Raw genomic sequence first — 26564 nt, 5'->3', positions numbered from 1 at the left:
CGGCTAGGCTGCGGCGATGCCGTGGGAATGGCCCGTCGGGGCGCTGCTCGCCTTCCTCGTCGCGCTCGCGACGACGCCTGCCGGCGTCTCCGGCGCGGTGCTGCTGCTGCCGGTCCAGGTGAGCGTGCTCGGCGTCGCCAGCCCGGCCGTCACGCCGACCAACCTGCTCTTCAACGTCGCCGCCGTGCCGGGCGGGCTGCTGCGCTTCGGGCGCGAGCGGCGGCTCGGCGGCCCGCTCGCACGCCTGCTCGTCGCCGGCACGCTGCCCGGCGTCATCGCCGGCGCGATCGTGCGCGTCGAGCTGCTCGCCGACGAGCACGCCTTCATGTGGGTCGCCGCCGGCGTGCTGCTGCCGCTCGGCCTCTGGCTGCTGCTCGCCGGCCAGCGGATGCAGCCGCAGCGGCGCGAGCTGACGCCGCGGCTGCGGCTCGGCATCTGGGCGCTGGCGCTGACGATCGGCACCGTCGGCGGGATCTACGGCGTCGGCGGCGGCTCGCTGCTGGCGCCGCTGCTGCTGGCGCTCGGCTTCAGCGCCTTCGAGACCGCGCCCGCGACGCTCGCCGCGACCTTCCTCACCTCGATCGCCGGGATCGCCACCTACGTCGTGCTGCAGGCGACCGGCAGCGGCGCGATCGGCCCCGAGTGGACGCTCGGGGCCTTTCTCGGCGCGGGCGGCTTCGCCGGCAGCTACCTCGGCGCCCGCCTCCAGTCCCGCCTGCCCGAGACCGCGCTGCGCCGCCTGCTCGGCCTGATCGCCTGCCTCGTCGCCGCCCGCTACATCCAGCTCGCGAGCAGCGGCGGCGGCGAGCGCGAGGCGCCGCGCGCCGCCGTCACGGTCTCCGCCCTCTGAACGGGTCAGCGAACGCCGGGTCGGTCGCGATCGTCGTGTCGGTGAGCGTCCGCAGGAAGGCGACGAGATCGGCCCGGTCGCGCGGGGTCAGCCTGATCGCGGCGATCAGCGGGTCCTTGTAGGGGTTGCTGCGGCCGTCGCCGGCGAGCGGGCCGTCGGGGATCAGCCGGCCGCCGGCGGCGTAGTGGTCGACGGCCTCCGCCAGCGTTCCGATCGAGCCGTCGTGCATGTACGGCGCGGTCAGCGCGACGTTGCGCAGCGACGGCGCCTTGAACTTGCCCATGTCCTCGGCTCTGCCGGTGATCTCGAAGAGGCCGCGGTTGGGCTCCGGGAAGGCGCCCGTGCCGCCGACGTTGTAGAGGCCGGTGTTGTGGAACAGCGGCCGCTCCAGCGCCGAGCCGACGAAGGTCGCCTGGTCGTTGAAGATGAACGTGCCGTGGCAGTGGTGACACTCGGCCCGCTCGCCCATGAACAGCGATGCGCCGCGTCTCTCCGGCGCGGTCAGCCGCGCGCTGCCGCGCGCGGCGCGGTCGTACTTCGCGTCGGCCGCGACGATGCTGCGCTCGAAGGCCGCGATCGCCTGCACGATCGTCGTCCAGCCGATCTTGTTTCTCACGCCCGGGAACGCGCGCGAGAAGCTCCTGCGGTACCAGCGATCGCCGGCGATCCGCTTCAGCACGCGCGCTCTGTTGCCGTCGGTGACGCCCATCTCGACCGGGTCGCTGCCGAACAGCGGCACCGCCATCTGCGCCTCCAGCGTCACCAGCGCCGGGTTGGCCCAGGTCAGCGTCTGCTGATAGACGACGTTGACGAGCGACTGCGCGTTGCGCGGGTGGACCTCGCCGGTCGAGCCGACCGCGAGCGCCTTGCCGTCGCTGAACGCCAGCTCCGGCCGGTGACAGCTCGCGCACGACTGCGTGCCGTTGCCGGACAGGCGCACGTCGTAGAAGAGCCGCCGGCCGACCGCGACCTTCGCCCTGCTCATCGGGTTCGACCTCGGCACGCGCGGCTGCGGGAAGTCGCCGGGCAGCGTCCATCTCCAGCCGCCCGCAACCGGTCTCTCCGCGCCCGCGGAGGCGATCGCCCACAGCCCGGCGCTGGCGGCGATGACCGCCGCCAGCGCGAGCAGCCGCTTCACCGGATCGCTCGGAAGACCGTCTGCCGCGGCGCCGCGGAGGCGGCGGCGCTCATGCCGCCCATCTCCATGCCGCCGCCCATCTCCATGCCGCCGCCGGCCGGCGCGCTGAGGCCGAAGGCGCGGAAGATCGGCCCGCACTCGGGATCGCTCATGCCGGCCATGCAGCCGCCGGCGCCGCCGCCGTTGACGGTCACGTCGACGCCGGCCAGCAGCGCCTTCAGGTCGACCGCGACCCGCTGTCTGGCGGCGTCGAACCGTCTCAGCACGATCTGGGGCCGGTTCGACGCGCTGCAGTTCGCGGTCTCGCCCGTCGCCGGGTTGCCCGTGCAGCCGGTGCTGCCGAGGTGGACGAAGAACGTTCTCGCCGCCCACGGCGTGCCGCCGCCCGGGTCGCTGACCTCGATCTTCGTGAACTTGCGCCCGACCTGCCACGACCACGCCATCGCCGCGCTGTTGAGCGGGGCGGGCGCGGTCGTCGCGTCGCTGTGGTTGAGCGCGAACGGCACGCCGACGCTCCAGCGCGCGCCGACGTAGTCGCCCTGCGGGACGCTGCCGCGCACGAACGCGTTCGTCGCCTTGGTGCCGGCCTCGGCGCAGCCGCCGCGGCCGTTCTCCAGGTCGATCAGCGTCACCGCCGCCTTCCCGCGCGTGACGCGGAAGGGCGAGTCGGGGGCGAGTCTGACGGCAACCGCGCGGCCGTCTCTGCGCAGCAGCCGCACGTCCGAGACGAAGAAGCGCAGGTCGGTCAGCGTGGCGCTGCGGGCGGTCGTGCCGAGACCGCCGATCGGGCTGCCGCAGCGGACCGGCGTCGTGCCGGCGACGGCGGCGAACTCGATCGCGACGCGCTGGCTCTTGGCGGGCTTGGGCATGCGCGCGCCGGCGGCGGCCGGCGCGAGCAGGATCGTGAGCGCGCCGGCGGCCGCGGCCGCGGATGCAAAGCGGTGCATGTGGTTCTCCTGGATGCGGGAAACGCGCCGCGCCGAATGCCGGCGCGGCGAGGACCGGGCGACAGCCCGGCCACTCCCGTGCACCGCGCGCGCCCTGTTAGCTGCAGACAGCGCGCAACGGCGGCGGGCGCATCGCGAGCGCCGACGCGCTCATCCGCTCGATCCGCCGCAGCGGCAGCTCGACATGCCCGCGCGCGACGAACCGCGTCGCGCGGCGACGCGGCGCGGGCACGCGCCGCTGCCACCGCAGCAGCAGCTCCTCGCCCGGCGTCCGGCCCGCGTACAGCAGGCTCAGCAGCAGCAGCGCCGGCGACAGCATCAGCAGTGCCACCGGCGTCGTCAGCAGCGCCAGCAGCGACACCAGCACCAGCGCGACGAGCGCCAGCGGCTGCGCTCTCGTCCTGCCGATGTTCATGACTCGCGGCCCATGGAGAGCCGCGAGTCATACCACGACCGCTGACGCGGTCGCAGCGCCGTCCGCTAGGCGGGGACGGGCACGCCGTCGATCGTGAAGCTGCCGCCGGGCGGCTGGTTGAAGACGTCCGCCCCGCTCGGTGCCGTGTTGCCCGAGATCGCGGTCCCGGTGACGGTCATCGTGCCGGCCGCCGAGTTCCACAGCCCGCCGCCCTCGTTGGCCGCGCTGTTGCCGCTGACGCTGCCGCCGGCGATCGTGACCGTGCCGGCGCCGGTGGTGTGGAAGCCGCCGCCGTTGCCGGGCGCGGCGCCGGTGCTGTTGCCGGCGAGCGTGACGCCGCTGAGGGCGACGGTGCCGACGTTGGTCTCGATCCCGCCGCCGGCGCGCGGCGCGCTGTTGCCGCGCAGCTGGCTGCCGTCGACCGTCAGCGTGCCTCTGTCGTTGAGGATCCCGCCGCCGGAGCCGGCCGCGCCGGTCGCCGCGTTGTCGGCGATCGTGCCGCCCGTGACAGTCATTCTGCCGCCGTCGTTGAAGAGCGCGCCGCCGCCCTGGTCGGCGCCCGCGCCGGCGGCGACGTTGGCGACGAGCGTCGTGCGCGCGATCGTCATCGTGCCGGCAGCGGAGTTCCACAGGCCGCCGCCCTCGGCGCTGGCGCTGTTGCGCGCGATCTGCCCGTCGCGAACGGTGACGGTGCCCGCGCCGGTCAGGTGCAGGCCGCCGCCGTTGCCGGGCGCGGGGCCGGTGGCGTTGGCCTCCAGCGTCGTCCAGTCGAGCGTCGTGCTGCCGAGGTTGGCCTCGACGCCGCCGCCGGCCCGCGTCGCGCTGTTGCCGCGGACCATCGTCCCGCTGACCGCGAGCGTGCCTCTGTCGTTGAGGATCCCGCCGCCGGAGCCGGCGGCGCCGGGGGCGCGGTTGTCGGCGACGGTGCCGCGCTCGACGATCAGCCGGCCGCCGTCGTTGAAGAGGCCGCCGCCGCCCTGGTCGGCGGCCGCGCCGTCGGCTCTGTTGCCGGTGACGGTCGTGTCGAGCACGCGCATCGTGCCGGCGGCCGAGTTCCACAGGCCGCCGCCCTCGGCGCTGGCGCTGTTGCCGCTGACGACGGTTCTCGTGACCTCGACCTGGCCGCTGCCGGTCAGGTGCAGGCCGCCGCCGTTGCCGGGCGCGGCGCCGGTCGCGTTGCCGGTCAGTCTCGCGTCGAGGACGCTGGTCGAGCCGGCGACCGCCTCGATGCCGCCGCCGGCGCGTCTGGCGCTGTTGGCGCTGACGTCGGCGCCGTCGATCAGGACGCTGCCGAGGTTGTTCAGCAGGCCGCCGCCGGAGCCGGCGGCGCCGGTCGCCTGATTGCCGGCGAGCGTGCCGCGGTCGAGCCGCAGCCGGCCGCCGTCGTTGAAGATCCCGCCGCCGCCCTGGTCGGCGTCGGCGCCGGCCGCGACGTTGCTCGTGATCGTCGTGTCGGCGACGCTCATCGCGCCGCCGGCGGAGTTCCACAGGCCGCCGCCCTCGGCGCTGGCGCTGTTGCGGTCGACGAGCGAGTCGTGCACGTCGACGACGCCGCTGCCGGTGAGGTGGAGCCCGCCGCCGTTGCCGGGGCCGCCCGCGGTCGTGTTGACGAGCAGCGACGCTCTGCGCAGCAGCGTCGTGCCCTCGCTCGCCTCGATCCCGCCGCCGGCGCGCGGGGCGCTGTTGCGGTTGACCTGCGAGTCGCGCACGATCAGCGTCCCTCTGGCGTTGAACAGCCCGCCGCCGGAGGCGCCGTCGCCCTGGACCGCGTTCTTCAGCACGCGCACGCCCTTCAGCTCGACGCGGCCCTCGCTCTCGATCGCGCCGCCGCTCTGGCCGGCGGGCGGGGCGCCGTTGGCGATCCGCGCTCTGCCGATCGTCAGCCGGCCGCCGGCCGCGACGTCGAAGGCGCGGTCGATTCTGGCCGCGTCGATCAGCGCGCCGCCACCGACGAGCGTGATCGTGCCGGTCACGTCGAGGTCGCCGCTGCGGGCGGCGTCCTCACCTGCGCCGGCGCGCGTGAGCGTGTAGCGGCGCTGTCTGAGCGCGATGCGGGCGCCGTCTCTGCTCGCGTTGCCCTCCATGATCGCGGCGCGCAGCGAGCAGCGGCCGGCGCTGTCGGCGCAGCGGCCGTCGCCGGGTCTTCTGTCGAGCGTGTCGGCGGTCGTGTCGACGGCGAAGCGGCTCGCGCCGGCGGCGAGCGACGGCAGCAGCGCCGCGGCGAGCGCGGCCGCCAGGGCGGAAAGCAGGACCAGCAATGAGCGATGCATGTGACGGAGGCCTCCTGGGAGGGGATCGGAATGCCCTGACTCCTCCTCTCATGCAGCGAGCGACGAGAACGTCACAGGTCGCTGTCGGCGCATGCTGATCCGTGTGACGTTCGCGGGCGTTGCCTCATCTACGAGTGCCATCGAACGACGCCCGACATGACGACCCGCACCTTCGCGCACTCGTCCAACGCGCCCGCGCAGGCGACCAGGCCGCCTGGGAGCTGCTCTACCGGCACGCCTACCCGCGCCTGCTCGCCTACGCCCGCCGCCGCCTGCCCGGCGACGCCTCGCCCGAGGACGCGGTGCTGGAGACGATGACCCGCGCGCTGGAGAAGATCGACCGTTTCCGCTGGCGCGACGGCGGCTTCGACGCGTGGCTGTTCGGCATCCTGCGGCTCGTCGTGCTCGAGCACCAGCGCGCCGACCGGCGCGCGCGGCCGGTCGCCGAGCTGCCCGAGCGCGCCGCGCCGGCCGGCGACGAGCCGGCCGAGCAGGCGCTGCGGGCCGAGCGGCACGGCCTGCTGCGGCGCGCCTTCGCGCGGCTCAGCGACAGCGATCGCGAACTGCTGGAGCTGCGCGTCGTCGGCGAGCTGAGCGCCGAGGAGGTCGCGACCGTCGTCGGCCGCAGAGCGGGCGCGGTGCGGATGGCGCAGACGCGCGCGCTCGACCGGCTGCGTGCCAAGCTGCGGGAGAGCGAGCATGCCTGACGACGAGCGCCTGCTCGACGAGCTCGCCGCCGCGCTGCGCGCCGACGCGGGCCCGCACGCCGAGCCCGATCCGCAGCGGCTGGCCGCCTTCCGCCGCGCCGTCGCCGCGCGCAACGCCGAAGCGGCCTCGACCGCTGCCCCTGCCTCGCCCCCCGCGCCGCCGGCGCCCGCCCCGCGTCGTCGCCGCCGCCTCGCCGCCCCCGCCTGGCTGACGCGCCCGCGGCTGACCGTCGGCACGGCGCTTGCCGCGGCTGCGCTCGCGATCGGCAGCGCGCTCGCGGTCGTCGCGCTCGACGACGGCGGCGACGCGACGCCGGCGGGCGTCGTCGAGTACGCCGGCGCGATCAGGCTCCCCGACGGCGCCGACGCCGGCAGCCTGGAGATCCGCGAGATCGGGATCGGCCGCACCGTCGACCTCCGCACCGACGCGCTGCCGCTGCTGCCTAGAGGCGACTACTACGAGGTCTGGTTCGTCGGCCCCGGCGACAGGCCCGGCAGACCGAACCGCATCTCCGCCGGCACCTTCCACCCCGACAGAGCGGGCCGCTCGAACGTGCAGCTCAAGGCCGCCGTCGATCCGGCGCTCTATCCCACCGTCGAGATCACCGCCGAGCCCGGCGACGGCAACCCCGCCGCCACCGGCCCCGAGGTGATGCGCGCCGAGGTCGGCTGACCGCCAATCTGCTCGTGGATCCAGGAAATCGAGTACCGTCAGTGACAGGATGGCCAGGGCAAGCGCAGACAATCCGCGGCAGATCGCCGCCGCCGCCAGAGCGGCCTCGTACAAGGCGGAGCAGGTGCGCCTGAAGCAACTCGCGGCCGAGCGCCGCGCGGCCGCGGCCGCCAGAGCGGAGGCGTCGGACGACGCCTCGCGCACCAGGCGCCCGTGGCTCACGTGATCGACGAGTCGTCGATCCGCGAGACCATCGACCGCCTCGCGCGCGTCGACGCGAAGGGCGGCCGCACGATCGAGCGCGCCGCGCTCGTCGCCGAGGGCTCCGACTTCGGCGCGATCGAGGCGTGGATCCTCAGACACGGCGGCGAGCCCGAGCTCGCCGGCGCTGCGGCCAGAAGCGGCGGCCTCCACGGCGCCCGCACCGACGCCGGCAGACAGCGGGCGAGCGGTGGCGCGCCAACGCGCTACCTGCTGCCTCCTGACGCGCTGAGCTGAGCCTCCCGCCCCCAGCGGTCACGCTGAGCTGAGCTGAGCTGAGCGCCCGGCCCGCGGCACGGGCCGACCCGCTGACACGGCGACTGATCCGTTCGCGCCTCCCGCGCGAATCTCCTCTTTGAGGTCTGTCGTCGTCCCGCGGGAGGGACTGTTGTGCCGAGAACCAGCAGCGCCGCCATGTCCGCAGCTGCCGCGTTGGCGCTCGCCGCCTGCGCGCTCGCCGGCTGCGGCAGCTCCGGCGGGTCGTCCTCGACCGCCGCGGCGACGACCTCCACGGGCGTCGCGCCGACGACCGCTGAGGCGGTCACGATCGCGTCGTTCAAGTACAGACCGGTGGCTGTCTCCGTGCGCGTCGGCGCGCGCTTGAGGTTCGACAACCGCGACGACGCGGCGCATACCGCGACCGCCGACGACGGCAGCTTCGACAGCGGCACGATCGCGGTCGGGGCGACCAGACAGGTGACGTTCTCCAGAGCCGGGACGTTCGCCTACCACTGCGACTTCCATCCCTTCATGCACGGGACGGTGCTCGTCAGATGAACGGCTCACCGCAGCATCAACGACAGGGGATTCCGATGGCAGACCCAACGCAGTCCGCGGCCGCGGAGCTGACGCGCGAGGACAGCTCGCGCCGCAGCTTCATGAAGCTCGTCGGCAGCGGCGGCGCGGCGGCGTTCGCGACGCTGATCGCCGCCTGCGGCAGCTCCGACTCGTCCTCCACGACGGCGAGCAGCGCCGCCACCAGCACCGGCACGATGACGAGAACCACCGCCGCCGGCAACGCCGGCGACCTGGAGATCGTCAACTACGCGCTGACGCTGGAGTACATCGAGGCCGCCTTCTACGAGAAGGTCGTCGCCAGCGGCCTCTTCAAGGGCAGACAGCAGGACCTGCTCAAGCAGATCGCCGACGCCGAGAACCAGCACGTCGCAGCACTCACCGCCACCGCCAAGCAGCTCGGCGGCACGCCGGTCGCCAGACCGCAGACGAGATTCCCGCTCGGCAGCGCCGGCGCCGTCGTGCAGCTGGCGGCGGTCGTCGAGAACCTCGGCGCCGCCGCCTACCTCGGCCAAGCGCCCCGCATCAGCAGCAAGGAGGTGCTCGCCGCCGCGCTCTCGATCCACTCGGTCGAGGGCAGACACGCCGCGGCGCTGAACACGCTCGCGGGCAGAACGATCACGCCCGACGGCGCGTTCGCGAAACCGGCCTCGATGGCCCAGGTCCTGCCCAAGGTCAAGCCCTTCATCGTCAGCTGATGCCCGCCCGTTCCGAGAGGACTTCCCCCATGGCTCCCCACCGCAGCACGGCCGCTCCCGAACTCGCGGGCATCGAGATCCACGGCATCTCCCGCGGCGCCTTCCTCGCCCGCGGCGCGCTCGCCGCCGGCGCCGTCTACGGCGTCGGCACGGTCGGCCCGTTCGTCAGTGAGGCGCTCGCCCAGTCCGACGCGGGCGACATCGACATCGTCAACTTCGCGCTGACGCTGGAGTACCTCGAGACCGCCTTCTACGCGAAGGCGCTGACGCTCGGTCTCAGAGCCGAGACGATGAGACTGGCCAGACTGCTCCACGGCGACGAGGCCCAGCACGTCGCCGCGCTCGCCGCGACCGCCAGAAAGCTCGGCGGCACCCCCGCCGCCAGACCGACGTTCACGTTCCCGATCACGGACGAGGCGAGCTTCCTCAAGCTCGCCCAGACGCTGGAGGACACCGGCGTCGGCGCCTACAACGGCGCCGCCCCATCGATCAGATCCAGAGAAGTGCTCGGCGCCGCCGGCTCGATCGTCCAGGTCGAGGCCCGCCACGCGGCCGCGATCCGGCTGCTGAACGGCACCTCTCCCGCGCCCGACGCGTTCGACAGACCGCTCACCCAGGACGCCGTCCTCGCCGCGGTCAGACCGCTGATCAAGAGCTGACGCGCCGCCTCAGCGCGCTCGCGGGAACAGCTGCAGCACGGCGACGTCGTCGGGCAGCGGGCTGCCGTGGGCGCGCGTGGCGTGGTCGAGCAGGCGGCGGGCGAGCGCGCGCGGCGGCGTCTGCGCTTCGAGCGCCTGGGCGATCGCGGTCAGCAGCCCGTCCTCCCCCAGGCGGGCGGCCGTGCCGGGCGTGAGGCGGCCCTCGACGAGACCGTCGGTGTAGGCGAGCAGGCTGCGCTCGCCGAGCTGGACCGTCGCGGCCGTCCAGGGCGCCGGGTGGTCGGCGGCGAGGCCGAGCGGGAGGCCGCGCGGCAGCTCGAGCGGCCGCGCGTCGCCGTCGATCGCGATCGGCATCGGATGGCCGGCGCTGAGCATCGTCGCGACGCCGCTGCGGTCGTCGAGGACGCCGAGCAGCGCGGTCGCGAACAGCGACTGGCCGGGCTGCTCGCGCTCGACGGTGTGACCGAGACGGTCGGCAACGGTCTCCAGCGAGTGGTCGTCGTCCTGCAGCGCGTTCCAGGAGGCGCGCAGCGCGACGGCGAGCGCGGCCGCCTCGGGGCCGTGACCGCAGACGTCGCCGAGCACGAAGGCGACGCGCCCGCCGGAGAGGAGACGGACGTCGAGGAAGTCGCCGCCGAGCAGCAGCCGCTCGCTGCCGGGCTCGTAGAGCACGGTCACGCGGGCGTCGAGGTCGGCGTCGAGCCGCGCGGGCAGCAGCGCGCGCTGCAGCCGGGCGCTGAGCTGCTCGACGGCGGCCGACTCCTGCGCGTGCTGACGGTGGGCGTCGGTCTCGGCTCTGTGGCGGCGAGCGGCGACGTCGCGCTCGCGGTCCTGGTCGGCGCCGAGCGCGAGCGCCGCGCGCCGTGCCCGCACCGCCTCCTCGATCAGCTCGCCGTAGTCGCGCGCCCGTCGCAGCTCGCCGGCGGCCCAGTCGCGGGGATCGCGGTCGGCGAGGTAGAAGGTCGCGATCGGGTCGTCGTCGCGGCCGTGCAGCGGCAGCGCGACGTAGGCGCCGATCGCCACGCCCGCGACCAGCGCCGGCTGCCCGCCCGTGTCGGCGACGACCTCCAGCCGCTGCGGGACCGCCGTCCGCTGCAGGCGTCTGACCGCGGCGGGCAGCCCGCAGCCGGCCTTGACCTGCTGCTCGCCGTCGCTGGGGATCGCCAGGAACGCGATCGGCACGCCGAGCTGCTCGGCGGCGAAGCGCAGCAGCCGGCCGAAGAACGGCTCGGAGGCGGTGTCGAGCATCAACGCCCGCCCGAGCGGCGCGCGCGACTCGTTCGCTGTCCGCTCAGAGATCCTGCTCATCGTCGAGAACGCAGGTCGACATCGTGTGCATCCTTCTATCACGACATGCGCGGCGCGCACGCGACCGGACGTGCGACCGGGCGATGCCAGTACCGCCGCTCGCCCGACCTGGCACGTCCGCGCTCAAGGCCGCTTCGCGCGCGGTCGATCAACCCGGCCGACGGCTGTCACCGTCCTCGTCCGCAGCCCCACCGACTGGATCGTCCATGTCCCTCCGCCTCGCACGCGCCCGCTCGCGTCTCTCCGTCCTCGCCGCGGCCACGGCCACGGCAGCCTTCGCGCTGCCGCTGCTCGCGCCGCCGGCGTCGCACGCCGCCGTGAGGGGCAGAGCAAGGCCGCTGCACGTCGTCGGCGTCGCCGCGGACGTCGAGCAGGGCAAGCCGCTGCGGGGCGCGACGGTGCGGCTCGTCGCGGTGACGAGAGGCAGACGCGGCCGGACGGTCACGCGGCTGGTCGCGAGAGCGAAGCGCGCCCGCTCGGGCGCGGTGATCTTCCGGCTGCGGCACGTCCCCAAGACGCTGCGCGTCGTCGTCAGCGGCGGCCGCGTCGCCGGCAAGCCGTTCGGCGGCCGCATGCTGGCGCAGGTGTCGCGCCACCGCTCTGGCGACTTCATGCTCGTCAGCCCCGCCACGACGGTGCTGACCCACTACCGGATCGCGCACCCGCGCGTGCGGGCGCGGGTCGCCGAGCAGCGCGTGCGCCGCTTCCTGCGGATCCCGCGCGGCTTCGCGCTCGCGCACGCCTCCCGCTTCGCGCGCCCGGCCGACCTGCGCTTCTCGGGCCTGCGGATGATCGGCACGGCCCGCGCCTCCGGCGGCTACGACCGCTACGCGAGACGGCTCGCGCGGCGGATCCGCACGAAGACGCCGCCGCTGGGGCCGGACCTCGCGCCGCGCGGCCGCGCCGCGACGGCGACCGTCGCGACAGGCGCGCCGACGGCGCGCCTCGCCAGATCGACCCCCAGCCTGCCGAGCTGGCTGCCGAACGGCGTCGAGAGCCTGCTGCTGACGGGCCTCGGCGGCGCGCTGGAGAAGGGCGCCGACGGGATCGCCAGCTCGATCACCGACCTCGCGCTGTCATGGCTGGGCCAGAACGTGCCGTTCCTGTCGTTCCTCTCCGGTGACAACGGCTTCGAGCAGGTCGAGCAGCAGCTGGAGCAGATCTCCGCCCAGCTGACGCAGCTGCAGCTGAGCGTCAACGCGCTGCAGTCGTCGGTCTACCAGCTCGAGCAGCTCGTCACGGAGGGGACCTTCGACACGCTGACGCAGAACGCGCTCAAGATCACCAACGCGGTCGACACGACGACGGCGAACCTCAGCGGCATCGCGCAGTTCGCCGCCGATGGCCGCTCCGCCGCCGACATCAGCGCCGCTTGGACCGCCTTCATGACCAACCTCGGCAACGACCTCGTCAACGCCACCGGCGAGGGCACCCTCTCGACGCTGCTCGGCTCCTACCTCGACCCGCCGGTCGGCAACGGCCTGCTCTACTGGGCCAACCAGGTCGTCACGTACGCCGACGCCAACGGCCAGCAGGGGCTCTACGGCTGGCAGGAGTCGTACGTGCCGCTGCGCACGATGCTCTACTACGCCGCGTACGAGGCGAGCGCCGCCCAGTTCGAAGCGCTCTGGTACCGCTCGCCGACGAGCTACGGCGGCGGCGGACTGCCTGACGCGGAGGCCTGCGCGACGCCGGCCGCGACGCCCTCGTGCCGCGTGATCGCGGCGGCGCAGAACGACCTCGGCGACTACCCCGAGCAGGTCCTGCCGGTGCTGCCGCCCAACACCGTGCTCGACCTCTCCGCCGGGCGGATGTGGGTGACCGCGCTCGACAGATCCGCGCAGGTGACGCCGAGCGGCTGCAGCGCGAACTGCACGGGCATGTTCTCCATGCCCGGCAGCCTCGTCGCCGACGCCGAGGACGCCTACCAGACGCTCGGCCCGGCGACGACGTGGCAGGTGCCGAGCACGCAGCTGCCCGGCGTCGCGACCAACGGCTCCGGCAGAGCGGTCGACGGCGGCGCGGCCGCCTTCTCGGCCGCGACGCAGGCCGACATCGGCTCGCTCGTCCCGGGCAACCCGACGCTGCCGTCCTCCGGCGCGACGGGCCCGCAGGTGCCCGCGACCGTCAAGCAGTGGCTCGGCGGCGCCGCCGGCTTCGACCCCGGCATCGTCGGCGACCGCGTGCTGCTCGGCGACGGGACCGTGCCGACCTACCCGGTCCCGATCGTCAACGTCAGCGCCTGGGACCCGACCAACCAGCAGCAGGACATGCTCTGCACCTGGGGCGGCAGCAACGGCTTCTCGAACTGGCAGACGTACCTGCTGACGTTCAACTTCATCGGCGTCTCGATGATCCAGCCGCAGTGCAGCCTGCCGCTGCCGGTCTACGACATGCCGCCGGGCGGGCCGCTGCCCGGCTCCTACCCGTACCCGGGCCAGACGGTCGGCGCCTCCGACATCTCGACGCAGCCGTGGAACCAGAGCAACGACGACGTCTTCCTGCGCCAGAACCTCGTCGCGCAGAGAGACGCGCGCGCCTGCTCGACGCAGGGCACCGCACCGCAGAGCGGCAGCTACTGGCAGATCGCCGGCGGCCTCGAGACCTCCGACGGCCAGCACTTCCAGTTCTACCTGAACGACACCGGGCTGTTCAGCGGCTCGCCGGTCAACTGGACCGCGGCCAGCTCGCCGCTGACGTTCAACCTGCAGACGCTCGACACGACGCAGCAGAGCTTCCCGCAGGTGTCGTGGAGCGGGCCGGTGCAGTGCGGCAGAGGGGCCGGCTCGACGCTGCTGGTGCGGCCGGTCAACGCGTCGTTCTACATGACGCCGGGCGGCAACTGAACCCGGCAGTTTGAATTACTGCCTTTCTGAACTAAGATCGGTGGCGTCCGCGTTTGACCGCGCGGCCGCCACCGGGGGGTGATCGGACGCCGGCCGCGTGCACCGTTGGTTCGTTGTTCTCTCTCGAACAGAAGGGGCACACCATGTCTGCACGCGCGAGGACGTTCCTCGCCGCTGCGCTGTCGGTCGTCGGCCTGTTCACGCTCGTCTCAGCCGCCAGCGCGCTCACCGTCCAGTACACGCCGGGCGGTCCTGTGACCGCCTCCGGCGCGCTCTCGTTCAGCGCCGGCTCGTTGAGCGGCACCTGCACCGGCGTCTCGCTGAACGCCGCGCTCCCGACCGGGCCGATACCGGAGACGGCCGGCGCCCCGCTCGGCAACGTCACCGGCGGGACGGTCGCCGGCTGCAATGCTGCAGGAGTCCCGGTCGCGGTCACGCTGCTATTGCCGTGGGTGCTGCGATTCGTCTTCCGGCTATCGCCCGGAAACCTGCTATATGACGCGACGCCCGCGGCGATACTAATAGCGGCCGGGGCGTTGAGATGCCTATACCGGGGCAACCTCGGCGTCCTAATCCCCGCCGCCGGCAACGCCCTGACGCTGCTACCGATGCCGGTCCCGCTGTGGCTCGACCTAAACGCGAGCGGCCTCTGCCCCGCGAACCTGATACTGAGCGGGAGCCTCGCGCTCAGCCCGGTGCAGAGAGTCAGCGAGATATAGGACCGACCGCGGCCTGCCGCTCGGCAGGCCGCGCCCGGCCGTCGCGCCTCGGGCAAATTCAATCGATCGACCATAATGTTGTTTTACAACTATCAGAGCGCTAGTGTGTCTGCGTGCACGGCCGGACCCCTTGTGCCGGCCCGTGGCAAGGGCCGCCTGGGTTCGCGGCGCAGCGTCGCCGTACGAGGACTCCCACCCCGTACGCGCCCTTCCGCTGCGGGACGGCGCGAGCCCGGCGGTCCTTGCTCCGGGAGCGGCCGCGAAACCAGGCAGAAGCTGCCGAGCCGGGGTAGCCTCTGTGGCGCGATGCGACATGAGCCGACGGCCCCGGCGCCGAAGCGAGACGTAGCCGCGTTGACCCCGCTGGGGGGGACGGTCGACGTGATCGCCCTGGGCGCCTCGGCCGGAGGCGTCGAGGCGCTGTCGGCGGTCGTCGCGACGCTGCCCGCCGATCTCGGCGCGGCGGTCCTGATCGTGCTGCACGTCTCCGACGTCGGCACCAGCGTGATGCCCGCGATCCTCGACCGTGCCGGGCGCCTGCCGGCCGCCGCCGGCCGCGACGGCGATCCGCTCGCGACGGGACATGTCTACGTCGCGCCGCCGGGCAGCCACATGACGGTCGAGGGTGCGCGGATCAGGCTCTCGCAGGAGCCGCGGGAGAACGGCCACCGGCCCGCGATCGACCCGCTGCTGCGGTCGCTCGCAGGTGCGTTCCGCTCCCGCGCGGCCGCCGCGATCCTCACCGGCGCGCGCGACGACGGCACGGCCGGGCTGCGGCAGCTCGCGCGCTGCGGCGGCGTCGCGATCGCGCAGGACCCGCTGACGGCGCAGTATCCGAGCATGCCGTTGAGCGCGATCGAGCACGTCGCGGTCGACGCGATCCTGCCGCTCGCCGAGATCGGGGCCGCGCTGGCGCTGCTCGCCGGGCGGGCGGCCGCCGGCACGGCGATCGAGCACTCGCCGCCATGACTGCAAGGATTCCGGCGTGACCGCCAAACCCAACACCGAGCGGGAAGCGACCGACGCGGAGCCGCTCGACCTGCTGCTCGACCACGTCAAGCGCTCGCGCGGCTTCGACTTCACCGGCTACAAGCGCACCAGCCTCGAGCGCCGCATCGCGATGCGGATGGCGGCCGTCGAGTGCGCCGACTACCTCGCGTACCTCGACTTCCTGGAGGTCCACCCCGAGGAGTTCGCCTTCCTCTTCAACACGATCCTGATCAACGTCACGGCCTTCTTCCGCGACGCGCCGGCGTGGGAGTACCTCTCCGAGGAGGTCGTGCCGAGACTGCTGGAGGCGCGCGACGACGGCGGCCCGATCCGCGTCTGGTGCGCGGGCTGCGCGTCGGGCGAGGAGGCGTACACGATCGCGATCGTGCTGGCGGAGGCGCTCGGCGAGGCGGCCTTCATGGAGCGCGTGAAGATCTACGCGACCGACGTCGACGGGGAGGCGCTGGCGACGGCGCGGCTCGGGATCTACGGCGCGAAGCAGGTCGAGGGCGTCTCGCCGACGCTGCTGGGGCGCTACTTCGAGCGCGTCGACCAGCGCTTCGCGTTCCGGCGGGAGCTGCGCCGCGCCGTCATCTTCGGTCGCAACGACCTCGTCCAGGACGCGCCGATCTCGCGCATCGACCTGCTCGTCTGCCGCAACACGCTGATGTACTTCAACGCCGAGACGCAGGAGAAGGTCCTCACCCGCTTCAACTTCGCGCTCGCCCCGGACGGCTGCCTCTTCCTCGGCAAGTCCGAGATGCTGATCACCCACACCGACCTCTTCAGACCGGTGAGCCTGAGAAGGCGGATCTTCTCGAAGATCCCGCGCGCGACGCTGCGCGACCGGCTGCTGCTCACCACCGACGGCAACGAGCGCGACGCCGCCGCCCGCGCGATCCGCGAGAGCGGCTTCGACGCCTCGCCGATCGCCCAGATCGTGATCGACGCGAACGCCTCCGTCGCGCTCGTCAACCGGCAGGCGCGCGAGCTGTTCGGGATCGTCGGCGACGACATCGGCCGCCCATTGAAGGATCTCGGGCTCTCCTACCGGCCGCTCGACCTGCGCGCGAGCGTCGAGCAGGCGCTGAGCGAGCGCCGCCACATGCGCTTCGGGCCGGTCGAGTGGACCGGCCCCGGCGGGACCGCCACCGACCTCGAGGTCGAGCTGACGCCGCTGATCTCGGGGACGAACCTGCTCGGCATGTCGATCGCCTACCTCGACGTGACGCTGCGGCAGCGGCTGCGCGACGAGCTGGACCGTTCCAGAGCAGCGCTGGAGGCGGCCTACGAGGAGCTGCAGTCGACGGTCGAGGAGCTGGAGACGACCAACGAGGAGCTGCAGTCGACCAACGAAGAGCTCGAGACGACCAACGAAGAGCTGCAGTCGACCAACGAGGAACTGGAGACGACCAACGAAGAGCTGCAGTCGACCAACGAAGAGCTCGAGACGATGAACGACGAGCTGCGCCAGCGCACGCTCGAGCTCAACGAGGTCAACGACTTTCTCGAGATGATCCTCACCAGCCTCGGGGTCGCGCTCGTCGTGCTCAACCGCCAGCTGCAGATCCAGGTCTGGAACGCGCACTCGCAGGAGCTGTGGGGGCTGCGATCGGAGGAGGTCATCGGCACGCACTTCCTCGAGCTGGACATCGGCCTCCCAGTCGAGCAGCTGAAGGCCTCGATCCGCCAGGCGCTGCAGGGCGAGCCCGATCGCACCGAGCTGACGCTGCCGGCGACGACCCGGCGCGGGAGAACGATCAACTGCACGGTGACGGTGCTGCCGCTCGCCTTCGCCGCCGACGAAGCTGCCTCCGGCGCGATCCTGTTGATGGAACGACGCACGCCGGCCGACGACTAGCGACCGCCCGCCGCTCGCGCGGCGGCGCCCTCCTGTCGCGCCCGCCGCCGCAGCGCGGCGCTGCGCTCGCGGGTCCGCGCGACGTCGAGCAGCGTCGTCCGCACCCGTTCGCTCGTGCGCTCGTGCGTCGTCCGCAGCTGCTCGATCCGCAACACGAGCTGCTGCGCGTCCACGCGCGCCGCGCGCGCATCGCGTGCGACCGCCGCGACCGACAGCGGCGGCGTGGCGACGCCGTCGCCAAGCGGGGCGCCCGCCGGCAGGCGAACGCCGGCGACGGTCGGCGACAGCGGCGACGACGTGCGCTCGGGCCGGCGCAGCAGCCACACGCCGTCGGCGCGACGACGGCGAACGGCGCCGTCGCCTTCGAGCGTCTTGAGCGCGAGCGTGACCGTCGGGCGCTTCGCCCCGATCATCTGCCCGAGCGCCTCGTGGGTCAGCCGCAGCGGCAGCTCGACGTCGTCCTCGCCGACCCGGCCCCAGCGCTCGGCGAGAAACCACATCAGCGTCTCGAGCCGGTCCTCGACCCGCGGCAGGTGGGAGATCGCACAGCGCGTCGCCAGCCGCGACGACTGCCGCGCGACGCGTTCGAACAGCGCGGCGATCAGCTCCGGCCACCGCTGGGCGCGGCGCACGAACCCGTCGTCGATGGCGGCCACGCGGGCCGGCTGGACCACCGACCAGCCGACCGCGATCGGCAGCAGCTCGCTGCCGGCCGCGTCGGCGGCGGGATCGATCAGGTTGCCGGCGCCGAGCAGCTGGACGGTCGTCGTGCCCGCGAGCTCAATGCTGTGGCTGAGCAGGCCGTCGAGCAGCAGCAGGCCGGTCGGGCCGGCGCCGGCCACCGGGCTGAACGCCGGCGCGAGGATCCCGCCGGGCAGCTCGACGACCTCGACCAGCAGCTGCCGGCGCGCCTCCTCGCGCACATGCGGCGGCACCCGCTCGGCGAGCGCGCTGTCATGGTCGAGCAGCCGGACGTCAGATCCCACAGGCGTGCACGTTCCCGCATTCTTCCGGAAACATGTCGGATCTCACGGTGTGACGATGTCGAACCAGAAGTCGAACTCGTCGAGCAGGCCGAGGAAGTCGCGGACGGCGCCGGCGTCGCCGTCGAGCGTGACCGTGCCGGCCGCGAGCAGGTCCGGCAGCGTCGCCGTGCCGAGGATGATCGCGTCGAGGTCGGCGCGGGCGACCGTCAGCGTCGCGTCGGCGCCGTCGGCGAGGCCGCGGCGCTCGCTCAGCGCGCCGTTGCGGACGAGCAGCGTCCACTGCTCGCCGAGGTCGGGGATGTCGCAGGCGATCGCGATCTCGCGGTCGCCGGCCTTGGCGCCGTTGAGCCGCACGCCGAGGTAGTCGAAGAAGAGCGTGAGGCTCATCGAGCGCACCATGTCGGCGCTCGCCGTGCTCGGCGTCGCGAACCGTCTGACGCCCTCGCGCAGCTCCTTCGCGGCCGACAGGTGGAAGTTGCGCCAGGGGCCGGACTCCGACTGGTAGCCGAGCTGCTCCAGCGCCGCCGCCTGCAGCTCGCGCGCCGCGCCGTTGGACGGGTCGGCGAAGACGAGGTGGTTGACGACCTCGACGACCCAGCGGTAGTCGCCCAGCTCGTAGGCCCCCTGCGCTCTGCCCAGCAGCGCGTCGGCGCCGCCCATGAACGCGACGTAGCGTCTGCCGGCCTCGACCGGCGGCAGCGTGTGCAGGTTGGCGGGGTTGCCGTCGAACCAGCCGAGGTAGTTGACGTAGGTCGCCTTGACGTTGTGGTTGAGCGTGCCGTAGTAGCCGCGCATCGCCCAGTGTCTGCTCAGCCGCGGCGGGAACTGCACCTGCTCGGCGATCTCGCCGGGCGTGAAGCCGTGGTTGGCCAGCCGCAGCGTCTCGTCGTTGATGAAGCGGTAGCCGTCGCGCCCCAGCTCCAGCAGCTCCAGCACCCGCTCGCGGCCCCACGCCGGCCAGTGGTGCATGCCGAACATCACCTCGACGCGATCGCCCCACAGCTCGACGGTCTGCTCCAGGTACTTCGACCAGGCCAGCGGGTCACGGATCTTCGCGCCGCGGATCGTGTAGGTGTTGTGGAGCGTGTGGCAGCAGTTCTCGGCCGCCGTCAGCGCCTTGAAGCGATCGATGAACCAGTGCATCTCGGCCGGCGCCTCGCTGTCGGGCGCCATCATGAACTCGAACTCCAGGCCGTCGATCGTCATCCGCTCGCCGGTCTCCGAGACCGTGTGCGTCGGCGGGATCAGCGTCACGCTGCCGGCCGAGGTGGTGACGCCGAGCCCGGCGCCGACCTGCCCCTTCGGGTCGGCCGGCAGCAGGTTGCCGTACATGTAGCTGGCGCGGCGGCTCATCACGTTGCCGGCGAGCACGTTCTCCGCCACCGCCGCCTCCAGGAACCCCTCGGGCGCGACGATTCTCACCTTGCCGGCCGTCACGTCGGCCTCGTCGACGATCCCGCGGATGCCGCCGAAGTGGTCGACGTGGCTGTGCGAGTAGACGACCGCGACGATCGGTCTGCGCGGGCGGTGGGCGTGGTACAGCTCCAGCGCCGCGGCCGCCGTCTCGGCCGAGATCAGCGGGTCGAAGGCGATCACGCCCGTGTCGCCCTCGACGAAGGTGATGTTCGAGAGGTCGAGCGTGCGCACCTGGTAGAGCCCGGGGACGACCTCGTAGAGGCCGCCCTGGACCGTCAGCTGCATCTGCCGCCACAGGCTCGGGTTGACCGTCTCCGGCGCCGGCGCGTGCGCGTGGATGAAGTCGAAGCGCGACAGGTCCCAGATCGTGCGCCCGTCGCTGCTCGTCACTCTGCCGCCGTCGGGCAGCGGCGCGATCAGGCCCCGCGCCGCCTCCTCGAAGTCGCGTCTGTCCTCGAACGGCAGCCCGGCCGCCATCGCCTCGTTCGCCGCGCGCGTCGCCGCGGTCGCGTCCCGCCGTGGATCGCTCATCTTCCCCTCGGTCGTTCGGTCCGGCGCGATCGTCCGGCTGCCGCGGGTGAGCGGGCGTCACCCGGGCCGGGTGAGGCGTCGCACGCCGCTCGCTCGTCTAGGCTCGCCCGCAGCATGGACGCGACGCCGACCGAGACCGGCCCCACCGCCACCAGCGGCCGCTCGCTGACGTGGTGGCAGTTCCTGCTCGTCGTGATCGCCTACCTCGCGATCATCCAGGGCGGCGGTCGCCTGATCGGCACCGACGTCGGCGCCGACGACGCGCTGGAGACCGCGCGCGGCCTGCTGGAGTCGACGCTGATCCCGATCGCGCTGTCGTCCCTGTTCGCGATCGCGGTCGCGACCTGGCTCGGCTGGTGGCCCGAGATCGTGCACGAGCCGCGCCGCACGCGGCGGTGGGTGGGCGCGATCCCGATCGCGCTGCTGCTGGCGGCGCTCGTCGGCGCCAGCTGGGGCAACCTGCTCGACCAGAAGGCCGGGCTCGTCGTGATGCTCGTCGCGCTCGTCTGCCTCGTCGGCTTCACCGAGGAGCTGATGTTCCGCGGCATCGGCGTCGTCACGATGCGCCGCATGGGCCTGACCGAGGCCAAGGTCGCGCTCTACAGCTCGATCGTCTTCGGCGCCGTCCATCTCAGCAACGCGCTCGCGACCGGCGCCAGAGCGATCTTCCAGGCGATCGCCGTCTCGCTGACCGGCTACTTCCTCTACCTCACCCGCCGCTGGGCCGGCGTGATCTGGCTGGCGATGGCCGTCCACGCCTCGCAGGACTTCACGATCCTCTCCGGCCAGGTCGGCGTCGACCCCGACGCCTCCCCGCTCGTCGCCGTCGTGATCGTCGCGATGCTCGCGCTCGCGCTGCTCGTCTGGCACCGCCGGCGGCGCATCGAGCCCGCGCCCTGAGCGGGCGCGCGCCCCTGGTCGCCGCCGCAGCGTAGGCGTTTGACGGCCTGGCGCGGCGCTACGCTGCGGCGGTTGAGCCCGTACCCCTTCACCAGCCCCTTCGCCTCGCTGCAGACGCGACGGCTGATCCGCCAGATGCACGCGGGGATCTACGGCGCGGCGGCGGTCACGCTCGCGCTCGCGCTGCTGACCGACGGCGACCCCGCCGACGAGCGGTACTTCACCTTCGGCGCGATCGCCTTCACCGCCGCCGTCGCGGCGCTGATGCTGCTGTGGCGCGAGGCGAGCGACGTCGTGCTGCTGGCGGCCTTCCCGGTCGCCGGGCTGACCGTGACGGCCGTCGCCCTGCTCGACCCGCCGCTGGCGCTGACGCCGATGTTCTACGCCTTGCCGCTGCTGATGGCCGGGTCGTTCCTGCGCCGGCGCGAGGCGCTGCTGACCTATCTGGTCGTCGTCGGCAGCTTCGGCGCGATCCTGCCGGCGGTCGAGACCGACGCGCCGCGGACGATCCTCTGGCTCACCGTCGCGATCGTCGGCGGGGGCGTCCTGCTCTGCGCCGTCGCGCTCAAGGAGCGGGTCGAGACGCTGCTCGGCCAGCTCGAGACGCTCGCCCGCGAGGACCCGCTCACCGGCACCTTCAACCGCCGTGCCTTCGTCGAGCACCTCGACGCCGAGACCGCCGCGCGCGCGACCCGCTGCTCCTCGGTCGTCGTCTTCGACATCGACGACTTCAAGGCGATCAACGACCGCGGCGGCCACGCCGCCGGCGACGAGGCGCTGCGGATCCTGACCAGCACCGTCACCGACCGCCTCCGCCGCGGCGACGCGCTCGGCCGCCTCGGCGGCGACGAGTTCGCCGTCACGCTCGCGGGCGCCGACACCGATGACGCGCTCGCCTACGCCGAGGACGTCCGCACCCGCGTCGCGACCGCCTCCTCCGCGGCCGGCCTGCCGTTCACGATCAGCCTCGGCATCACGACCTTCGACGGCAGCGGCCACGACGCCGAAGCCCTCCTCGCCCTCGCCGACCGCGCCCTCTACGCCGCCAAGGACGGCGGCCGCAACACGATCCGCACGGCGCGGTAGCGGGCAGGACCAGCCGCCCGCGGACGAGCCGTCCGGCGTCGTCGAGACCCTTACGGGGAAGGTCGTCTGCCGTCCCATCTGATCGGCGTCGCCGCGCTGGGCGGATCGGCGTCAGCGTCTCCTTCTCAGAGCCAGTCGCGCCGTCTGAACATCGCGTAGAGGACGAGGCAGCTGAGGACCATGCCGCCGAGCGCGAGCGGGTAGCCGAGCGTCGAGCCGAGCTCGGGCATGTGTCTGAAGTTCATGCCGTAGATCGTCGCGATCAGGGTCGGGGCGAAGAAGATCGCCGCCCAAGCGGAGATCTTCTTGACCTCCTCGTTGGTCCTGTTGGCCGCCTCGCTGAGCGACTTCGTCTCCAGCGTCAGGTTGACGCTCAAGATGTTCTGCAGCAGCTGCCGGAACGCGCTGACGCGCTCCTCGATCCGGACCGCGTGGTCGCGCACGTCACGCAGATAGCGGCGCTCCTCGGCCTCCATCCCGTGCTCGCTCATCAGCGCGTCGAGGATCGTCAGCAGCGGCTTGGTCGCGCGCTCGAAGCCGATCACCTCGCGCGACAGCTCATAGATCCGCCGCGAGGCGTTCGGGCTGCCGTCGAAGACGTCGTCCTCGATCTCGTCCACGTCGTTCTGCACGCCGGCGACGACCGGCTCGTAGTCGTCGACGACCTGGTCGAGGATCGCGTGCACGATCGCGACCGACCCGCGCTGCAGCAGGTCCGGCCGCGTCTCCAGCTTGTGCCGCACGCTCGCCAGGTCCGGCGCCTCGCTGTGCCGCACGGTGATCACGAACTGCGGGCCGGCGAAGACGTGCACCTCGCCGAACTCGACCGTCTCGGTCGCGTCGACGTAGCGCGCCGGGCGCAGCACCAGGAAGAGCGCGTCGCCGTAGCGCTCCAGCTTCGGCCGCTGATGGGCCTTGACCGCGTCCTCGACGGCCAGGTCGTGCAGGTCGAACTCGCTCGCGACGTGCGCGAACTCCTCCGCGCTGGGCCGGTAGAGGCCGATCCACGCGATCCCCTCACCGCCGCGACAAGCCGCGTTCAGCTCCGCCAAGCTGTCAGGCGCCGCCATCCGTCTGCCATCGCGATAGATGGCCCCGTCGACGATCACGCCGACACCCTACTCGCGCCCTCCGGCGGCAGCGCGCCCACGCGGCGCCTGCCGCGTTCTGGCGTCGGCGCGTGCCCTGATGAGGTGGCGGACCGAGGCGATCAGCGCGGGACGGCTCGCGCCCAGGCGCATGCCAGAGCGCTGCACGTTCGCGGGCGTCACGCCGCCACCGCCGCCGGCTCGAAGGCGTCGTCGACCGCGATCCGCAGCGCGGCGTGGTACGGGCGTGCGGCGGTCGCGACCGGGTAGGTGTCGTGGCTGAGCGCGTCGGGCTCGGCCGTCATCGCCTCCAACGTCGCGTGCGGCTCCTCCGGGTACGTGCAGACCTGCGCGAACGGGAAGCCCGCGAGCGGTTCCAGCGTCAGCCGCCGGCCGGTCCCCATGACCGCGACGCGGCCGCCGTCGCCGAGCGCGAACAACTCGCGCACGTCGCCCCGCTCGAGCTGAAAGGCGCGCCCGCCGCGCGGCTCGGCGGCGCCGGTCGGGAGCATGCGCTCGTCGGTCACGAGCTGCCGGCGGCGCGGCAGCACGACCGCGCACGCGACCGGATCGCGTCTGACGTAGACGCGGTAGCCGAAGCAGACCGGAACCGGCACCCTGCCCGTCGCCTCGACCCGCGTCTCCAGCGACAGCGCGCGCCCGCGCAGCTCGATCCGCAGATGAACACGGTGGGGGAACGGGAACAGCGCGAGCTGCTCGGGGCGCTCGAACGCCAGCGTCGCCTCCAACCAGGCGCTGCAGGCGTCGGCGCCGCTGTCCTCGACGTGCCAGTCGTGGCCCTTGGACTGCACGCCGTTGACAGGCAGGCCCCAGCGGTCGGTGTGCAGCAGCGGCGAGACCGGCAGCCTCACGGTCGTGCCGCCGGCGGTGTAGCGCCAGCTCGACAGCCGGTTCGTCCACGGATGCATCAGCGACAGCCCGGTCGAAAGGCCGCAGCTCGCGTAGGCGGCGAGCCCGAACCGCTCCCCGAGCAGCTCGACGCCGCGGTCGCGCAGCGAGCAGCAGGTCATGCCCACGCGCGGCGCGAACGACGCCTCCAGCCCGTCGGCCGACGCGAGCGTGACGACCTCGAACCCGTCGTGCATCGCGACCGTGCGACTGCACGGCGCCAGGATCGGGGCATCTGGTAGGGCGGGAGGTTCGTCCAGGACCGCAGGCGAGTCCGAGCTGACGATCGGAGGCATCCCTAGATCCCTCCGGCCGCATGGTCGAGCGCTTCGCGTGACTGGTGCAGCTCGTGCCACAGGCGGTTGCGCTCTCTCGCGGCGACGTACGGCGGCCCGTTGGCGTCCGCCGGCAGCATCGACACGAGCGCGCCCCCGACGAGGACGCGGTCCAGCGCGTCGGCGAGATGCTGCCGCGTGCGCGGGCGCGTCAGCTGCCAGCAGCGGGTCGTCAGCGGCCCGTCGTCCACGGTCGCGACGCCTGCTGCGATCTTCCGATCGAGCGCGCTCTGATCGAGCGACGCACGGATGCGATCGATGCGGGACGGTTGCCGAGGGACGGTCAGCAAGGCTCGCGTCTGGACAGGGAGCAGGTGGCGGTAGCGCGCGACGTGGTGCACAACGCGACTCACTTTCGGACAAGCACGACGGGTCGCTTCACACGATCGCGCCGCCCCTGTCGAGGCTTCGTCAAGATCGGGCGCCCGCGCATCAAGATTTCGTCAACGCCCCGACGCGGTCAGGCCTCGGGTGCACGCGCGACGCGGTGACGACGACGTCTTCGAGCCGGCGCGCCGGCCTGGGATTGGATTCAACCGCAGACCGCTCTAGTATGCGGTTGGTCGATGGTTGAGAATTCGGGAACTGTCACTGGTCCCGTTACGCTGGAGCGGCTGCTGCGGTTGTCGCGCAGCGTGAGCGAGGATCCGCTGCCGCAGGTGCTGGAAGTGGTCGCTGACACGGTTCTGCACGCTGCGGGGTACCGCACGGTGGTGTTCAACGTCTACCGGCCGCAGTGGGACGACTATGAGGCCACCCTCGTCGTCGGTCAGCAGGCATGCCGAGAGCAGCTGCTCGGCAGCACGACGCCGCTCGAGCTGCTGCGCCGGCTGCTCGCCCAGGCCGACCGGCGTGCCGCGAACGTCTTCTTCTTCCGCTCCGACGGCGGGTCCTCGGCGTGGAGCGAGATCGAGCAGGTGTACGTGCCGGAGATCGCGCCGTCCGCCGATCCGCAAGCGTGGACGGCAGAAGACGCGCTGCTGGTGACGCTGACCGACGTCGACGGCTCGCCGCTGGGCTTCATGTCGATGGACGAACCCGCATCCGGCCAGCGCCCCGGCGATGGCGATCTGCGTCTCCTGCGCGTCATCTGCTCCTATGCCGAGCAGGCGCTGCGCGCGGCACGACGCGCACGGACGGCGGAGGTCGGGCGGCTCGAGCTCGAACGGCTGAGCCAGGTCTCCGCGCAGCTGGTCGGGTGCGCCTCCAGCGATGCGGTCGACAGACTGCTCGCGACGACGATCGAGAGGGAGTTCGGCTTCGCCCGCGTGACCGTGTACCGGTCCGACGGCGTCGCGGCGCCGCTGGCCGCGAGCATGCGGCGCGGCGGCGACGAGCGGCCGCCGCCGCTGCAGCGGTCCGCGGTCGCGGCGGTGCTCGCCGCGACCGCCCGCAGCTCCGGGTGCTGGCTGCTCGCCGCCCGCGACCTGCTGCCCGCGGAGCACGTCCGGTCGCCGAGCAACGGCCGTGGCCCGCGAGGATGGTCTGACCACTGTCTCCTGGCGCCGTGGTACGCAGCCGGCGAGCTCGCGGGGCTGGTGATCGCGCAGGACCCGGTCGACCGGCTGATCCCGACCGAGGAACGCTGCCAGTCGATCGCGCTGCTGATCGATCTCGCGGCGGCCGCGCACCGCGGCGTCCTCCAGCGTGAGTCGCTCGACAGGCTCGCCGGGCACGACGCTCTGACCGGGCTGCGCAACCGGCGCGGCTTGGACGCGCTGATCGCAGCCCAGCCGGGGGTCGCGCTGCTGCTGTGCGACCTGGACCACTTCAAACGCGTCAATGACGACCACGGCCACGATGCCGGCGATCGCGTCCTCGAGCGGTTCGGCGAGCTGTTGCGCGAGCACGCCCGTGAGCAGGACGTCCCGATCCGTCTCGGCGGCGAGGAGTTCCTCGTCGTGCTGCCGAACACCGACCATGCCGGCGCGCTCGCGGCCGCCGAGCGCCTGCGCGCCGCGACGACGGCGAGCCTCGCCGGGCTCGTGCCCGGCGGCGTGACCGTCTCGATCGGCGTCGCGCTCGACGGTTCCGGCACGCTCGACGCGCGGCGGCTGCTCGATCGAGCAGACCGCGGTCTCTATCTCGCGAAGCAACGCGGGCGCAACCAGACCGCGATTGCGATCGACTGACGCAGACCGCCGACCGTCGGAGACGCCTCGCCGTCGTCAGTGCA

General features: G+C 73.0%; 25 protein-coding genes. 15 read left to right on the top strand and 10 right to left on the bottom strand.

Annotated elements, in window-relative coordinates; translation table 11 throughout:
* The first annotated feature begins 16 nt into the window (after positions 1-16).
* Entirely contained in the window at positions 17-850 is an 834-nt protein-coding gene (locus Q7L73_RS24310; protein ID WP_304693582.1) for a sulfite exporter TauE/SafE family protein, read from the top strand.
* On the opposite strand, the gene Q7L73_RS24305 is transcribed toward Q7L73_RS24310, so the two are convergent.
* From Q7L73_RS24305 to Q7L73_RS24290, 4 genes are all read right to left on the bottom strand, one after another.
* Positions 831-1988, bottom strand: a complete 1158-nt coding sequence (locus tag Q7L73_RS24305; RefSeq protein ID WP_304693583.1) for a methanobactin export MATE transporter MbnM — start codon at positions 1986-1988, stop codon at positions 831-833. The genes Q7L73_RS24310 and Q7L73_RS24305 overlap by 20 nt on opposite strands.
* Complete coding sequence (locus Q7L73_RS24300; protein ID WP_304693584.1) at positions 1985-2935, bottom strand: MbnP family copper-binding protein; 951 nt, start codon at positions 2933-2935, stop codon at positions 1985-1987. Before Q7L73_RS24300 ends, Q7L73_RS24305 begins: the two co-directional genes overlap by 4 nt.
* A 97-nt stretch (positions 2936-3032) precedes the next feature.
* On the bottom strand, positions 3033-3350 hold the full coding sequence (locus Q7L73_RS24295; RefSeq protein ID WP_304693586.1) for a hypothetical protein: 318 nt from the start codon (positions 3348-3350) through the stop codon (positions 3033-3035).
* A gap of 65 nt (positions 3351-3415) precedes the next feature.
* A complete protein-coding gene (locus tag Q7L73_RS24290; RefSeq protein WP_304693588.1) occupies positions 3416-5620 on the bottom strand; it encodes a hypothetical protein in 2205 nt (734 codons plus the stop codon).
* 134 nt (positions 5621-5754) lie between these two features.
* Here Q7L73_RS24290 and Q7L73_RS24285 point away from each other — a divergent pair, with 134 nt between their 5' ends.
* The 7 genes from Q7L73_RS24285 to Q7L73_RS24255 all read left to right on the top strand — a co-directional run bounded on the left by Q7L73_RS24285 (position 5755) and on the right by Q7L73_RS24255 (position 9413).
* Complete coding sequence (locus Q7L73_RS24285; RefSeq protein WP_304693590.1) at positions 5755-6327, top strand: RNA polymerase sigma factor; 573 nt, start codon at positions 5755-5757, stop codon at positions 6325-6327.
* Positions 6320-7000 carry an anti-sigma factor gene (locus Q7L73_RS24280; protein WP_304693592.1) on the top strand — a complete coding sequence of 227 codons (681 nt, stop codon included), beginning with the start codon at positions 6320-6322 and terminating at the stop codon, positions 6998-7000. The genes Q7L73_RS24285 and Q7L73_RS24280 overlap by 8 nt, the downstream gene beginning before the upstream one ends.
* Positions 7001-7049: 49 nt before the next feature.
* On the top strand, positions 7050-7226 hold the full coding sequence (locus Q7L73_RS24275; RefSeq protein WP_304693594.1) for a hypothetical protein: 177 nt from the start codon (positions 7050-7052) through the stop codon (positions 7224-7226).
* Positions 7214-7498 (top strand): hypothetical protein, encoded by a 285-nt coding sequence (locus tag Q7L73_RS24270; protein WP_304693596.1) that lies wholly within the window; start codon positions 7214-7216, stop codon positions 7496-7498. Before Q7L73_RS24275 ends, Q7L73_RS24270 begins: the two co-directional genes overlap by 13 nt.
* A 177-nt stretch (positions 7499-7675) precedes the next feature.
* On the top strand, positions 7676-8038 hold the full coding sequence (locus Q7L73_RS24265; protein WP_304693598.1) for a cupredoxin domain-containing protein: 363 nt from the start codon (positions 7676-7678) through the stop codon (positions 8036-8038).
* A 35-nt stretch (positions 8039-8073) separates the two neighbouring features.
* Positions 8074-8754 (top strand): ferritin-like domain-containing protein, encoded by a 681-nt coding sequence (locus tag Q7L73_RS24260; RefSeq protein WP_304693600.1) that lies wholly within the window; start codon positions 8074-8076, stop codon positions 8752-8754.
* A gap of 29 nt (positions 8755-8783) precedes the next feature.
* Positions 8784-9413, top strand: coding sequence for a ferritin-like domain-containing protein (locus tag Q7L73_RS24255; protein ID WP_304693602.1), 630 nt, complete (start codon positions 8784-8786; stop codon positions 9411-9413).
* A 9-nt stretch (positions 9414-9422) separates the two neighbouring features.
* On the opposite strand, the gene Q7L73_RS24250 is transcribed toward Q7L73_RS24255, so the two are convergent.
* Entirely contained in the window at positions 9423-10721 is a 1299-nt protein-coding gene (locus Q7L73_RS24250; RefSeq protein ID WP_304693604.1) for a PP2C family protein-serine/threonine phosphatase, read from the bottom strand.
* A gap of 206 nt (positions 10722-10927) precedes the next feature.
* On the opposite strand from Q7L73_RS24250, the gene Q7L73_RS24245 reads away from it, so the two are divergent.
* From Q7L73_RS24245 to Q7L73_RS24230, 4 genes are all read left to right on the top strand, one after another.
* Positions 10928-13567, top strand: coding sequence for a hypothetical protein (locus Q7L73_RS24245; protein ID WP_304693606.1), 2640 nt, complete (start codon positions 10928-10930; stop codon positions 13565-13567).
* Positions 13568-13710: 143 nt separating this feature from the next.
* Positions 13711-14286 (top strand): hypothetical protein, encoded by a 576-nt coding sequence (locus Q7L73_RS24240; protein ID WP_304693608.1) that lies wholly within the window; start codon positions 13711-13713, stop codon positions 14284-14286.
* 354 nt (positions 14287-14640) lie between these two features.
* The gene (locus tag Q7L73_RS24235) at positions 14641-15255 is read left to right on the top strand and encodes a chemotaxis protein CheB (RefSeq protein ID WP_304693610.1); all 615 of its coding nucleotides are present in this window, start codon (positions 14641-14643) and stop codon (positions 15253-15255) included.
* Between the two features lie 16 nt (positions 15256-15271).
* Positions 15272-17137 carry a CheR family methyltransferase gene (locus Q7L73_RS24230; RefSeq protein ID WP_304693612.1) on the top strand — a complete coding sequence of 622 codons (1866 nt, stop codon included), beginning with the start codon at positions 15272-15274 and terminating at the stop codon, positions 17135-17137.
* Here Q7L73_RS24230 and Q7L73_RS24225 read toward each other — a convergent pair.
* Positions 17134-18123, bottom strand: coding sequence for a Crp/Fnr family transcriptional regulator (locus tag Q7L73_RS24225; RefSeq protein WP_304693614.1), 990 nt, complete (start codon positions 18121-18123; stop codon positions 17134-17136). The genes Q7L73_RS24230 and Q7L73_RS24225 overlap by 4 nt on opposite strands.
* Before the next feature lie 42 nt (positions 18124-18165).
* Positions 18166-20070 carry an alkyl/aryl-sulfatase gene (locus Q7L73_RS24220; RefSeq protein WP_304693616.1) on the bottom strand — a complete coding sequence of 635 codons (1905 nt, stop codon included), beginning with the start codon at positions 20068-20070 and terminating at the stop codon, positions 18166-18168.
* Between the two features lie 114 nt (positions 20071-20184).
* Here Q7L73_RS24220 and Q7L73_RS24215 point away from each other — a divergent pair, with 114 nt between their 5' ends.
* Both Q7L73_RS24215 and Q7L73_RS24210 read left to right on the top strand, forming a co-directional pair.
* Positions 20185-20970 carry a CPBP family intramembrane glutamic endopeptidase gene (locus Q7L73_RS24215; protein WP_304693618.1) on the top strand — a complete coding sequence of 262 codons (786 nt, stop codon included), beginning with the start codon at positions 20185-20187 and terminating at the stop codon, positions 20968-20970.
* A 72-nt stretch (positions 20971-21042) separates the two neighbouring features.
* On the top strand, positions 21043-22056 hold the full coding sequence (locus Q7L73_RS24210; protein ID WP_304693620.1) for a GGDEF domain-containing protein: 1014 nt from the start codon (positions 21043-21045) through the stop codon (positions 22054-22056).
* A 125-nt stretch (positions 22057-22181) separates the two neighbouring features.
* On the opposite strand, the gene Q7L73_RS24205 is transcribed toward Q7L73_RS24210, so the two are convergent.
* From Q7L73_RS24205 to Q7L73_RS24195, 3 genes are all read right to left on the bottom strand, one after another.
* Positions 22182-23126: a magnesium and cobalt transport protein CorA gene (locus Q7L73_RS24205; RefSeq protein ID WP_370552442.1), complete on the bottom strand. Its 945-nt coding sequence runs from the start codon at positions 23124-23126 to the stop codon at positions 22182-22184.
* 197 nt (positions 23127-23323) lie between these two features.
* Positions 23324-24250, bottom strand: coding sequence for an aldose 1-epimerase (locus Q7L73_RS24200; protein WP_304693622.1), 927 nt, complete (start codon positions 24248-24250; stop codon positions 23324-23326).
* Positions 24251-24351: 101 nt separating this feature from the next.
* Positions 24352-24579 carry a hypothetical protein gene (locus Q7L73_RS24195; protein WP_304693624.1) on the bottom strand — a complete coding sequence of 76 codons (228 nt, stop codon included), beginning with the start codon at positions 24577-24579 and terminating at the stop codon, positions 24352-24354.
* 444 nt (positions 24580-25023) lie between these two features.
* On the opposite strand from Q7L73_RS24195, the gene Q7L73_RS24190 reads away from it, so the two are divergent.
* Positions 25024-26520, top strand: coding sequence for a diguanylate cyclase (locus Q7L73_RS24190; RefSeq protein WP_304693626.1), 1497 nt, complete (start codon positions 25024-25026; stop codon positions 26518-26520).
* Positions 26521-26564: the final 44 nt, after the last annotated feature.

Origin of the sequence: Conexibacter sp. CPCC 205762, assembly GCF_030646155.1 — a bacterium.
In the GTDB taxonomy this organism is placed as follows: Bacteria; Actinomycetota; Thermoleophilia; order Solirubrobacterales; family Solirubrobacteraceae; genus Conexibacter.
The sequence above is the reverse complement of the archived record's forward strand: the minus strand, read 5'-3'. Positions and strand labels throughout refer to the sequence as shown.